Below are 12,972 nucleotides of genomic sequence, written 5' to 3' on the forward strand. Positions count from 1 at the left end.
CGGGAACCGCGAGAGGGCCGCGCACTCGCGACTCAGGAGATCCGAAGCTCGCTCTTGTACACCTTGGACGGCCGGATCTCGGTGGCGAGCCGCCGTGCGATGGCGTCGAACGCGGCGCTCGCCTCGTCGTCGGGGTGCGCGACGACGATCGGGAGGCCCTCGTCGGCGCCGGAGCGCAGCTCGGGAACCAACGGCACCTGCCCGAGGAGGGGAACATCGAGGTCGTCGGCCAGCTCCTTTCCGCCACCGGCCCCGAACAGCTCGTAGGAGGTCCCGTCGTCGCCGCGGAACCACGACATGTTCTCGACGACCCCGACCACCGACAGGTTCACCTTGCGGGCCATGTAGGCGGCGCGCTGCGCGACACGCTGGGCGGCCGGCTGGGGGGTCGTCACCACCACCACCTCCGCACGCGGGAGGAACTCGGCCATCGACATCGAGATGTCACCGGTGCCCGGCGGCATGTCGACGACGAGGAAGTCGGGCTCGCCCCAGTAGACGTCGGTCAGGAACTGCTCCAACGCCTTGTGCAGCATCGGCCCGCGCCAGATGATCGGCTGGTCCTCCCGGGCGAAGAAGCCCATCGAGATGAGGCGGACGCCGTGTGCCGACGGCGGAACGATGAGGTCGTCGACCAACGCCGGCGGGCGGTCGATGCCCAACATGCGCGGCATCGAGAAGCCCCACACGTCGGCGTCGACGACAGCGACGTCGTGACCCTGCCGGGCGAGAGCCACCGAGAGATTGGCGGTGACCGACGACTTGCCGACTCCACCCTTTCCCGACGACACCGCGATCACACGCGTCGACGCGCTCGTGAACGGGTTGACGCCGCTCTCCCCCGCCGCCGGCCCGGTGCTCCGCAGGAGCTCGGCCAGGGCACGGGCACCCGCCTCGTCGAGGACGCCCACGGAGACCTCGACCCCGTCGAGGCCGGAGATGGCGCCCAGTGCGTCGCGTACGGCGTTCTCGAGACGGTCGCGCAGGGGGTAGTCGTCCGACGGGACCATCACCTCCACGCGTGCGGTGCCGCCCGACACGGACACGTCACCGAGCAGTCCGAGCTCGCCCAGGCCGCGTCCGGTCGCCGGGTCGTCGACCGCGGCGAGGCGCTCCCGGACCTCGGCCACGCCAACCTGGCTCGTCGCGGACACGGCCCTCCTCGGTGACTCGACGGGACGCAGGAATTTCCACTACGTCGGTAGGTAGAATACCGGCGTGACCCCCCGCACCCCCGAAGCAGGGCCGACCCCGCGCTTCGAGACCGACCTCGGCTCCGACGAGTTCACCGCCGCGGTCACGGCGGTGACGTCGGCCTTCGGTGATCCGACACGCCGCAAGATCTACCTCTGGCTGCGCGACCTCCCGGACGGCGTCACCGCCGGCGAGGTGGCCGATCGCTTCGACGTGCACGCCAACGTCGCCCGCCACCATCTCGAGAAGCTGGCAGGCGGCGGCTACGTCGACGTCGACCTCGACAGGCAGACCACCGCCGGACGACCGTCGAAGCGCTACCGCGTCACAGGCCACGACCACCTGCTCAGCTTCCCGCCCCGTCGCGACGATCTCCTCGCCACACTCCTTTCCCAGGCTCTCGAGCTCCTCGACCCCTCGCAGGCCGCGGAGATGGCCGACCGGGTGGGCTACGACTACGGTCGCGCCATGGCCGACCGCATCGATCCGGCGGAGCGCCACCGGTCGGTGCAGACAGCGCTCAGCACCGTCGCCGACGCCCTCACGGCCCACGGCTTCGCCGCCCACGCCGAACATGAGGGTCGCTCGTTTCGCATCGTCGCAGAGCACTGCCCGTTCGGGGGCACGGCCACGGCCTACCCCCACGTCGTGTGCGCCGTCGACCGCGGCATCATCCGCGGGATGCTCGCCGGTCTCTACGGCGACACGGTCACGAGCCACGAGGAGAGCCGCCCCGACGGCGATGACCACTGCGTGGCGCGCGTTCTCACCCGCGCCTGACGCGTGCGACGCGCCTATCTCGACCACGCGTCCACGTCGCCGCTTCGGCCCGTGGTCCGCGACGCCATGGTCGCCGCCCTCGATGTCGTGGCCGGCGATCCGGGCCGCCTGCACGCCGAAGGGCGCCGGCACCGCGTGGCTCTGGAGGAAGCGCGCGCGTCCGTCGCCGAGCTGCTCGGCGCTCGGCCACGCGAGGTCGTCTTCACCTCGGGTGGAACCGAAGCGGTCAACACGGCTGTGACCGGCGCAGTCGAACGCGCCCGGGCGAGCGCCGGCGGCGCACCTCCACACGCCGTCGTGACGGCGGTGGAGCACTCGAGTGTGGGCGAGGCCGTGGAGCGTGCGGGCGCCGACGTCAGCATCATCGGCGTCGACGGTCTCGGGCGCTACGACCCGGCCACTGTTCTCGACGCCGTGCGGGCCGACACCGCGCTCGTGAGCATCCAGAGCGCCAACCACGAGGTCGGGACCCGCCAGCCCTGGGAGGCGGTGGCGGCCGGGCTCCCCGACATGCCGGGCGCGGCGCTGCTGCACCTCGACGCCTGCGCCGGTGTCATCGACCTCGTCGGCTCCTGGAAGGGCTTCATCGGCTCGGGTGTCGACCTGTGCTCGGTGACGGCACACAAGAGCGGCGGGCCGGCGGGCACCGGAGCGCTCCTGGTGCGACGCGGGCTGCGCATCGCCCCGATGATCGTGGGCGGGGCGCAGGAACGCGACCGGCGGGCAGGCCTGGAGAACGTCGTCGCCGCCACCGGATTCGGGGCACTCGCAACAGAGCTCTCCGGTCCGGGTCGGCTCGCTTCAGAGCTCGACACCGCACGGGAGCAGACGAGCGCCATCGAGCGCGAAACCTCGTCTGCCGTCGAGGGCGTGACCGTGTTCGGCGACTCCGGCAACCGGCTGGGCACCCTCGTCTGCTTCGGTGTCGAGGGCGTGGAGGCGGAACCGATCCTGTTGGGGCTCGACCAGCGCGGTGTCGCCGCGCACTCGGGGTCGTCGTGCTCGAGCGAGATCCTGGAGCCGTCGCCGGTCCTCGCGGCAATGGGCGTCGACGCCGACCACTCACTGCGTGTCAGCGTCGGCTGGAACACCTCAGACGCCGACGTCGCACTGTTTCTCGAGGCGTTTCCGATTGTGGTCGACGGTTTGCGGTCACTGCGCCCGCCCTCCCGGCGATCCGACGCCGCCGCCCCCTAGCTCGACCTGGCTCCAGGCCGGATCGAGGTCCCCGCTAGCGTGTCCACACGATGATCCAGCGCAGTGCCGTCGCGGCCCTGATCGCCGTTGTGGCGCTCGTTCTCACTCCCGCCGGTGGTCTCGGAGTGGAAGGGTCGTCCGCACAGGTCGACCGCGTTCTGGTCGTCTCGCTCCCTCACCTCACCTGGGAGGATCTCCGGAACGCCGACACGCCGAACCTCGACGGGCTGATCGACGACTCCGCCATCGCGAACCTGTCGACGCGTGTCACGGGCGGACGGGCGGAACAGGGTGAGGGCTACGCCACCATGGGAGCGGGGGGCCGCGCCGTGGCGCCGCCCGAGATCGCCGGCCAGGCCTACGGACCCGAGGAGCCCTTCGGGGAAGGAACAGCCGGCGACGCCTTCGAACGCCGAACAGGTCGGCCTCTCGACGCAGCTGTCGGCCAGGTGGCGTTCCCGGAGATTCTCAGGGCGAACGACGCAGCCCTCTTCGGCGCCGACCCGGGACTGCTCGGCTCGGAGCTCGCCGAACACGGCATCGACAGGGCGGTCGTCGCCAACGCCGACCGTCCTTTCTCGAACGCCGGATTCTGGATCGCACATCGCGAGGCCGCCCTGGCCCTGGTCGACACCGACGGCCTCGTCGCAGGGGGGCGGGTCGACCGCGGGATCCTCGAGCAGTCGCCCGACGCACCCTACGGAGTTCAACTCGACCCCGACGAAGTCGTGGGTGCGTTCTCCGACGTGTGGACCGGAAACGCGAGCACGATCGTGGTCGAGGCGTCCGACCTGGCTCGTGCCGACGGCTATCGGATCGTCCTCGACGATGCGCAGAAAGGGTCGATGATGCAGCGGGTGCTGGAGTCGACCGACGACATGGTCGGGTCTCTGCTCGCCGAGGTCGACCCCGCGACCGACGCCGTGCTCCTCGTCGCGCCCGGTGTGCCGGCGTCGACACCACGCCTCACCGTCTTCGCACTACGCGCGCCGGGCGTCGAGCCCGGGCTTCTGAGCAGCGCCGTCACGCGGCGCGACGGTTTCGTGACGATCTCCGACGTTGCACCGACGATCCTGGAGCTCTTCGACATCGAACCACCGAGCACGATGGAGGGACGGCCCGTCGACGTCGGCAACACCGGCGGAACGACCACCCAGCGCGTCGACGATCTCATCGGTGCCGACGCCGACGCACAGTTCCGGGACGACATACTCGATCCCGTCCTGAGTGTGTTCATCGCCCTCCAGATCGTCCTCGCCGTCGCAGCCGGCATCCTCATCTGGCGACGTCCCCGGCATCCCCGATGGACATCCGTGGTGCGCTTCAGCGCGCTCGCTGTCCTTGGTGTGGTTCCGGCCACCTACCTGGCCGCGTTCTTTCCGTTCGCCAACTGGGGAACGGCGGCCTACCTGGGCTTCCTCGCGGTGGTCGCCGCCGCCATCGCGACAGCTGCCCACGCGACACGCGCCCGTGTCGTTGGCCCACTGCTCGTGACTCTCGGTTCGATACTCGCGGTGGTCGCGCTGTCGGTCGTCGTCCTCGATTCGCAGTTGCAGCTGAGCACGGTGTTCGGTGACTCCCCGATCGTGGCGGGACGGTTCACGGGCGTGAACAACGTGACGGCGGCGGCGTTCTTCGCGGCGGCGATCATCGTGGCGGCGCTCCTGGCCCATTGCCTTCCGTCTCCGCGCGGCGCGGTCGCCGCCACGGTGCTGCTCGGCGCGGTTCTCCTGGTCGACGTCGCGCCCCCCTGGGGCTCCGATGTGGGGGGAATCCTCACCGGGGTGCCCGCGTTCGCGCTGACTGCGGCGCTCCTGTGGAAGGTCCGCGTGCGTCTGCGGACGGTCGTGATTGCCGTCGTGGCCACCGCGGGCGCCGTGGCTCTCATCGGCGGCCTGGATCTCCTGAGACCTGCGGCCGATCGCACCCACCTGGGCCGGTTGTTCGAAACCGTCTCGTCCGACGGCTGGGAGAGCTTCGAACTGGTCGTGCGTCGCAAGCTCGACCAGAACCTCCGAACCCTCACGAACTCCCTCTGGCGTCTCGAGATCCTCGCGGTGGGCGTCTTCTTCGGCGCTCTCGTGATGCGAGCCCGCGACCGACTCGACCGGATCGTCGAGCGGATCCCCGAGCTCCGAGCCGCCGCGTGGGGACTGCTGGTCGCAGCGGTCCTGGGCTTCGCCCTCAACGACTCGGGCCTGGCCGTACCGGGGATGACGATGGCCGTCGCCAACCCGGTCCTGGTCTTCCTCCTCGTACGCATCGGTGAGGACGAGCGCATCGGTCAGGACGAGCCGGCCCCGTCATTCGCGGGCCCCGACACCTAGAGTCCCTGCACGCGTGCCGAGAATTCCCCGGGAACCACGACCACCGACCACCACAGCGAGGAACACACACATGGCTGACTGGAACGCACTCACAACCGAGCTGACGGAGGCGTTGAAGCTGTCGGCACCGCCGATCGCCATCACCTTCTCCGACACGCCACCCGACGGTGTGGAGCCCTTCGAGGAGCCGATGCCCGAAGCCCTCGACGGTCGCACCGGCCGGGTTCCCGCCGGCTGTGTGTTCTGGATGAAGGGTACGGAGCGCACCTTCTCCACGGTCGCCGAGGACCACGGCAACTGCTCGGTGGGGAGCCTCACGCACGGCTTCAAGACGCTCGACGAGGTCGCCGGCAACGGTGACGTGGCCACCCTCGTGGAGTCGGGCTGGGTCACGATGGATGTCGTACCGGAGATCCCGGTCGTGCAGGAGAAGCCGGGCACCGTCACCTACGGACCACTCGCCGAGACACCCGTGGACCCCGACGTGGTCATGCTGCGGGTGAACGGCAAGCAGCTCATGATCCTCTCCGATGCCATTCCCGGCCTGCGCATCGAGGGCAAGCCCCAGTGCCACATCGTGGCCATCGCCAAGGAGCAGGGTGAGCCCGCCGCCAGCGTGGGCTGCGCACTCAGTCGGGTCCGCACGGGAATGCCCGCCGCCGAGATGACCTGCACCATTCCGGGGCCGATGCTGGCCACGGTGGTGCAACAGGTCACCTCCATGGCCGACACCGACACGACGGTGGCGCGCTACGCCGCCCAGGACGCCGCGCGTTTCGAAGCCTGAGGGACAGGTTCCCGTTTGTTCGTCTCGGGCGCCGCAGGATACCTGCGACGCTTACCCTCGCCTCACTTCTTCGCGGACTCGTAGAAGGGGTTCTCGCCCGAGGCGTGGTCGGTGACGTCGCGCACACCGATGATCTCGGGGATGGCCTCGGTGAGCGCCACCTCGATGCCCTGCGAGAGCGTCACGGAGGCCATGCCACAGCCCTGGCACCCACCGCCCAGGCGGAGGTAGGCGATGCCTTCGTCGACGGCGACGAGCTCCGCAACACCGCCGTGTGAGGCGATGGCGGGGTTGATCTGCGTGTCGAGGACCTCGATCACCCTCTGGGGGAGCTCACCCGACAGGTCGGGTGGCGGGCCGTCGTAGCCGGCCGACGGCGGGGCCGGGCTGTTCGGGTTGTTCATGACCATGCCGTTGTTGGTGTAGTCGAGCGTGGCGCCGCGGAGCTTGTCGGCACTACCCGCCCCGATCACGACACTCAGGTCGTCGTTGTGCAGGACCGTCTCGGCCTCGCCGGCCTCGGAGAGCGCACGGAAGTACATCTCGTACCGGTAGGTGGCACCGGCGATCCCGCTGACCTCGACCCAGAGCGCGAGGTTGTCGGCCTCGGGTTCGTCGGCGCGTGCCTCGAGGACCTTCTCGCGGGCCTCGTCGGTGAGCGTCAGCAGCGGCGTGGTCTCGGGTTTCTCGTCACTGGCCATGGTGTCCTCACGGGGGGGGAGCCGGCCGATCCGATCCGAAAAATGGATCCGGACTCATCGGATCAGCCCGACAACGGCGTCGACAGCCATGATACGACCTGTGCCCCGGGTGCTTCTCCTCCTGCCCACAACCACCTACAGAGCCCGCGACTTCCTGGAGGCGGCCGGTTCCCTGGGTGTCGAGGTGGTCGTCGGGTCCGACGGGCGCCAGGTCCTGGAGGACGTCACCGGGGCGAACACCCTGGTCCTCCCGCTCGGCGATCCCGACGAGAAGGGGGTGCGTGCGGCGGTGGACGCCATCGTCGAGGCCAACACCCTCACGCCGTTCGACGCGATCGTCGGGGTCGACGACAGGGGCGTCGTCGCGGCAGCGGCGGCATCCGAGCGGTTGGGGCTCCCCGGCAATCACGTCGAAGCGGTACGCCGCACTCGTGACAAACGTGAGCAACGTCGCGCTTTCGGCGCTGCCGAGGTGCCACAGCCCGCGTACTCGGTCCTCGAGCCCGAGGATGTGCGCCGGCTGTGCGCCGGTGAGCACCTCGGCTCGGACGAGCTGGTCTCGTTCCCCGCGGTGATCAAGCCCCTCGGACTCTCCGGGAGCCAGGGCGTGATCCGTGTCGACCGGGAAGCCGATCTCCCCGCGGTCGCACAGCGGGTCGCACAGGTGGTCACGGGCGCGGAGGGGGGTGAAGCAACGGACCCTCCGGAGCCGAGCCCATTGCTGCTCGAGGAGTTCGTGCCCGGACCCGAGGTGGCCGTGGAGGCCGTGGTCCGATCGGGGCAGGTTCGCGTTCTCGCCGTCTTCGACAAGCCCGACCCGCTCGACGGGCCCTACTTCGAGGAGACGATCTACGTGACCCCCAGTCGCCACTCCGAGGAGGACCTCCGCGACCTGGAACGGGTGGTCGGTGCCGGGGTCGGCGCCCTAGGACTCACCGACGGGCCCGTGCACGCCGAGGCGCGGATCAGCGACCGGGGTGTGCGTCTCCTCGAGGTCGCCGCGCGGTCGATCGGCGGGCTGTGTGCACGTGCGCTGCGCTTCGGGGTGGGTGTCAGCCTCGAGGAGGTGATCCTCCGGCACGCCCTCCAGGACAGGCAGCCCGTCCTCGTCCCCGAGGGGGCGGCCTCCGGCGTGATGATGCTGCCGATCCCCCGCGCCGGAACCCTGCGTGATGTCCGCGGCGTCGAAGAGGCCCGTGCCGTGCCGGGTGTCGTGGGCCTCGAGACCACGATCCCGAGAGGCAGCACCGTCGAACCGCTCCCGGAGGGCGGCCGCTACCTCGGATTCGTGTTCGCCCGCGGAGCGAGCCCCGACGAGGTCGAGTCCACGCTGCGCACCGCCCACGGGAAGCTCACCATCGACATCACCTGACACGACGGGTGGCCGGCACCGCCCGACGCCGACGGGGGTCGTACGCTGGCCGCGATGCGCGTCCTGGTCCTGTCCACCTACGAGCTCGGTCACCAGCCCGTGCACGCGGCCGCGGCCGCGGCCGTGCTGCGGGCAGCGGGTCACGATGCCCGGGTGCGCGATCTCGCCGTCGAGGCGTGGGACGACGGCGACGTCGCCTGGGCCGACGCCCTGGCGTGCTCGGTGCCGATGCACACGGCGCGCCGTCTCGCCTCCGAGGCCACCGGCCGTGCACGGGCGGTGCGCCCCGGGCTACCGGTGTGCTGGTTCGGTCTCTACGCCGTCGCTGCCACACCGGCACGCGACGGGTCGGTCCACCTGATCGCCGGTGAGTACGGGGACGCACTCCGTGAGTGGGCCGACGACCCGGCAGGCCAGAAGGCACGGGGGGCCGTCGTCGACATCGGTCGTGCCGGACCGACGGGCACGCCGGTGCCCGACCGGACCGGCCTGCCCGGCCTCGACCGGTACGTGCGCTTCGTCGACCATGACGGGGAGCGAACGGTCGCGGCGGTCGAGGCCAGCCACGGGTGCGCCCACCGGTGCCGGCACTGCCCTGTGCCGGTGGTCTACGACGGCCGCACACGCGCCGTCGCCACCGACACGGTGCTGGCCGACATCGAAGAGCAGGTCGCCGCTGGTGCCCGACACGTGACCTTCGGCGACGCCGACTTCCTCAACCGGCCGCGGCACTCGCTGGAGATCGTGCGCGAGATGAGACGGCACTTCGAGGGCGCTGCGGGCGGACCGCTGACGTTCGACTGCACCGTCAAGGTGGAGCACATCCTGCGCCACGCCGACGTGTGGGACGAGATGGTGGCGGCGGGGTGCCGGTTCGTGGTCTCGGCCTTCGAGTCGGTGGACGACCGCACACTCGCCCTCCTCGACAAGGGTCACACGGCGGCGCAGGCGGCCGAGGCCGTCGGGCTGCTCCGGGCCCACGGCATCGAGATCCGGCCGTCTTTCCTCCCCTTCCTGCCGTGGACTCAGATCGAGCACCTCGTCGACCTGCTCGACTTCGTCGCCGACCACGATCTCGTCCCCAACGTGGATCCCGTGCAGTACACGATCCGGCTGCTCCTCCCGCCCGGATCGCTCCTGCTCGATCTCCCCGAGGTCCGGAAACGCGTCGGGGCGTTCGACGAGGCGGCGCACGCGTGGAGGTGGCGGCCCGACGATCCCGCCCTCGACGACCTCCAGGCGGAACTCGCGAACATCGTGGAGTCGGGCGCCGCCGAGGCTACCGGCGCCACACCGGGAGCAACGGCCGGCTACCAGCGCGTCCGTGACGCCGTGTTCGCCGTAGCCGGGCGCCCCGATCCGCGGCCGGCCGTCGATGCGGCAGCCGTCCCGCCGACGAGGCCGCGGCTCACGGAGTCGTGGTACTGCTGTTCGGAGCCGACCGACGCGCAGTTGAGCGTGCTCGAGGTGCCCTGAGCCCCCGGCTATCCCCGCGACGCCATCGCGTTGAGAGCGGAACCTGCCTTGAACCACTCGACGTGCTCCGGGGACAGCGTCGTCGTCGTGTCGAACTCGTCGGTGCTGCCGTCGGAATGGTTGAGACGGACGCGCAGCGGTGCGTCGGGCGCCAGGGTCTCGAGGCCGAGGATGTCGACGGTGTCGTCGACGCGGACCTTGTCGTAGTCGGCGGGGTCGGCGAACGTGAGCGCCAGCACGCCCTGCTTCTTGAGATTCGCCTCGTGGATCCGTGCGAACGACCGGGCGATCACCACGCGCCCGTTCATGTAGCGGGGCTCCATCGCCGCGTGCTCGCGCGACGACCCCTCGCCGTAGTTCTCGTCGCCGACCGCCACCCACTCGATGCCGGCCTCCTTGTAGGACCGGGCGAGGTCGGGCAGTGGGACCTCTTCGCCGCTGCGCACGTCGATACCGTGACCCGGTTTCTCGGCGAAGGCGTTGTTGACCCCCGTGAAGAGGTTCCCCGAGATGTTGGTGAGGTGGCCGCGGAAGCGCAGCCACGGGCCGGCCGGGGAGATGTGGTCGGTCGTCGTCTTGCCCTCCGACTTCATCAGGACCCGCATGCCCCGGATGTCCCCGCCGTCCCACGCGGCGAAGGGCTGCAGCAGCTCCAGTCGGTCCGAGTCGTCGGGAACGACGACCGCCACCGACGACGGGTCGTCGGCCGGCGCGACGAACCCCGACTCGCCCGTGTCGAAGCCGGCGGAGGGGAGCTCGTCGGCCGACGGTGCTTCCAGCCGCACATCCGTGCCGTCGGGTGCGGTGAGGGTGTCGCGCAGGAAGTCGAAGTCGAGCCGTCCTCCGAGCGCCAACGCCACGACGGTCTCCGGCGAGCCGATGAACGACAGGGTCTGCGCGTTGCCGTCGTTGCGGCGCGGGAAGTTGCGGTTGAAGCTCGACACGATGGTGTTGCGCTCGCCCTCCTCGATGTCGTCACGTTTCCACTGGCCGATGCACGGCCCGCAGGCGTTGGCGAGCACCGTGGCGCCGATCGCCTCGAGATCGGCGAGGAGGCCGTCGCGCTCGATGGTGGCGCGCACCTGCTCCGACCCGGGCGTGATGAGCAGCGGGCTCTGGACCGTGAGACCGGCGGCCGAGGCCTGGCGGGCCACGTGGGCGGCACGGCCGATGTCCTCGTACGACGAGTTGGTGCACGAGCCGACCAGCGCCGAGGAGATCCGGATCGGGTAGCCCTCGGTCTCCGCCGCCTCCTTGACCTCGGAGATCGGTCGGTCGAGATCGGGCGTGTGCGGGCCGACGAGGTGGGGCTCCAGGAGGTCGAGGTCGATCTCGATGACCCGGTCGAAGTACCGCCCGGGGTCGTCGTCGACGTCGGGATCGGCGCAGAGGAACTCGGCGTGGGAGTCGGCGAGCATGGCGAGCTCGCTGCGGCCGGTCGCCGCCAGGTACTTCGCCGATCTCCGGTCGTAGGGGAAGATCGACGTCGTGGCGCCGATCTCGGCGCCCATGTTCGTGATCGTGGCCTTGCCCGTGGCGGAGATCGACTCGACGCCGGGGCCGAAGTACTCGACGACGGCGCCCGTGCCGCCCTTCACGGTGAGGATCCCCGCCACCTGGAGAATCACGTCCTTCGGGGAGGCCCACGCGGACAGCGCACCGGTGAGGCGAACGCCGATGAGCTCGGGGACACGGGTGTTGAACGGCCGGCCCGCCATCACGTCGACGGCGTCGGCGCCGCCGACGCCGATCGCGACCATGCCCAGACCACCCGCGTTCGGAGTGTGGCTGTCGGTGCCGATCATCATTCCGCCCGGAAAGGCGTAGTTCTCCAGCACGACCTGGTGGATGATCCCGCTCCCGGGCCGCCAGAAGCCGATCCCGTAGCGCGACGACGCCGTGCGCAGGAACTCGTAGACCTCCTGATTGGTGTCGACCGCCACCTTCAGGTCGCTCTCGGCGCCCGTGTGGGCCCGGATGAGGTGGTCGCAGTGGACGGTCGTCGGGACCGCCACGGCGGGGAGGCCGGCCAGCATGAACTGCAGGAGCGCCATCTGCGCGGTGGCGTCCTGCATGGCCACACGGTCGGGGCGATAGTCGGCGTAGTCGACCCCGCGGGACAGTCCGACTGTGTCGACGTCGTCGGCGTGGGCGAACAGGACCTTCTCGGCGTAGGTGAGCGGCCGGCCCAGGCGCTCGCGCGCCGTGGCCACGGCGCCGGGATACCGCGTGTAGACCGACTCGACGAGCTCGACGGGGGTGCCGGGAGTGACCTTCGACATGGGGCTCCGGGATCTCGATGCACCCGCGGCGCGGGAGCCTGACGTGAAACGAGGCCCCAGAGTATGCGTCGGGTGGTGGCTCAGGAGGCGTCGGGCGACGAGGCCGGGTACATCCGGCGGACACCGGAAGGAACCGTGTCGCGCATGCGCGTGACCACGTCGAGGAACCGCTCGACACCGACCGTGTCGAGACCGCGGGCCCGGACCACCACGTAGTTGCCCCCGAAACCGAACGACCACGGCTCGACCTGGGCTAGCAGGAACCGACGCATCGGCTCGTCGAGGAGCTCGGCGGCGAAGGTGTCGTCGGTCGTCATGACGGCGAACGCGTTCGTGAAGTCGTCGCTCGCCCCGCACGTGAAGGCCGTGCCCCGCTCCAGCGGAAGGGCCGGTCCGTCGGTCGGCGCACCCGTCGGGGTGATCTCGAGCCGGGGCACGTCGGCGTTGAGCTCCGAGACGGAGCACACGACGGTGCCACTCGGTGTCGCGCGGCCGTAGACCCAGACGCTGCGGCCGTTGAACGTCCCCCGGGCACATCCGACGAGCGCGTCGAGACCGCTCACATCGTCACCGTCGGCCACGTCGTCGAGGGCACGGAGCGGGGCGAGGAACTCGTAGCGGAACACGGGTCGGAAGTCCCCCGCTGCGGGGAGGTCGGGCAGGTCCCCGATCGACCGACGGTCGGTGTCGACGGTCTGGCGCGGAGCGCTCCGTCCGAAGGCCCGGAAGATCCCGGCGCGTGCCAGCAGCCAGATCAGCACGACGAGGCCCACGATGATGACCAGGGCCGCCACGGGCAGCCGCCTCCTCCCGGGGCCGGTGGCCCCGTCGACCGGGGGCGCCCTCGACCGGCACC

At 70.6% G+C, this 12,972-nt stretch carries 10 protein-coding genes; 6 read left to right on the forward strand and 4 right to left on the reverse strand.

What is annotated here, in order from left to right:
* Positions 1-32 precede the first annotated feature (32 nt).
* Complete coding sequence (locus R3A49_06690; protein ID MEZ5170417.1) at positions 33-1,154, reverse strand: Mrp/NBP35 family ATP-binding protein; 1,122 nt, start codon at positions 1,152-1,154, stop codon at positions 33-35.
* A 64-nt stretch (positions 1,155-1,218) separates the two neighbouring features.
* On the opposite strand from R3A49_06690, the gene R3A49_06695 reads away from it, so the two are divergent.
* The 4 genes from R3A49_06695 (at position 1,219) to R3A49_06710 (ending at position 6,285) form a co-directional block, all read left to right on the forward strand.
* Positions 1,219-1,974 (forward strand): helix-turn-helix domain-containing protein, encoded by a 756-nt coding sequence (locus R3A49_06695; protein ID MEZ5170418.1) that lies wholly within the window; start codon positions 1,219-1,221, stop codon positions 1,972-1,974.
* A gap of 3 nt (positions 1,975-1,977) precedes the next feature.
* Positions 1,978-3,171: a cysteine desulfurase family protein gene (locus R3A49_06700; GenBank protein MEZ5170419.1), complete on the forward strand. Its 1,194-nt coding sequence runs from the start codon at positions 1,978-1,980 to the stop codon at positions 3,169-3,171.
* Between the two features lie 50 nt (positions 3,172-3,221).
* Positions 3,222-5,498 (forward strand): hypothetical protein, encoded by a 2,277-nt coding sequence (locus R3A49_06705; protein MEZ5170420.1) that lies wholly within the window; start codon positions 3,222-3,224, stop codon positions 5,496-5,498.
* A gap of 70 nt (positions 5,499-5,568) precedes the next feature.
* The gene (locus R3A49_06710) at positions 5,569-6,285 is read left to right on the forward strand and encodes a DUF169 domain-containing protein (protein MEZ5170421.1); all 717 of its coding nucleotides are present in this window, start codon (positions 5,569-5,571) and stop codon (positions 6,283-6,285) included.
* A 62-nt stretch (positions 6,286-6,347) separates the two neighbouring features.
* On the opposite strand, the gene R3A49_06715 is transcribed toward R3A49_06710, so the two are convergent.
* Positions 6,348-6,986, reverse strand: a complete 639-nt coding sequence (locus R3A49_06715) for a NifU family protein (protein MEZ5170422.1) — start codon at positions 6,984-6,986, stop codon at positions 6,348-6,350.
* Positions 6,987-7,074: 88 nt separating this feature from the next.
* On the opposite strand from R3A49_06715, the gene R3A49_06720 reads away from it, so the two are divergent.
* Positions 7,075-8,358: an ATP-grasp domain-containing protein gene (locus R3A49_06720; GenBank protein MEZ5170423.1), complete on the forward strand. Its 1,284-nt coding sequence runs from the start codon at positions 7,075-7,077 to the stop codon at positions 8,356-8,358.
* A 54-nt stretch (positions 8,359-8,412) separates the two neighbouring features.
* Positions 8,413-9,834: a radical SAM protein gene (locus tag R3A49_06725; GenBank protein MEZ5170424.1), complete on the forward strand. Its 1,422-nt coding sequence runs from the start codon at positions 8,413-8,415 to the stop codon at positions 9,832-9,834.
* Between the two features lie 8 nt (positions 9,835-9,842).
* Here the strand turns inward: R3A49_06725 and R3A49_06730 are convergent, their stop codons facing one another.
* Both R3A49_06730 and R3A49_06735 read right to left on the reverse strand, forming a co-directional pair.
* A complete protein-coding gene (locus R3A49_06730; GenBank protein MEZ5170425.1) occupies positions 9,843-12,116 on the reverse strand; it encodes an aconitate hydratase in 2,274 nt (757 codons plus the stop codon).
* A gap of 80 nt (positions 12,117-12,196) precedes the next feature.
* The gene (locus tag R3A49_06735; GenBank protein ID MEZ5170426.1) at positions 12,197-12,910 is read right to left on the reverse strand and encodes a hypothetical protein; all 714 of its coding nucleotides are present in this window, start codon (positions 12,908-12,910) and stop codon (positions 12,197-12,199) included.
* Between the last annotated feature and the right edge of the window lie 62 nt (positions 12,911-12,972).

This window comes from Acidimicrobiia bacterium, from assembly GCA_041394025.1.
Classification (GTDB): Bacteria; Actinomycetota; Acidimicrobiia; order IMCC26256; family JAOSJL01; genus JAOSJL01.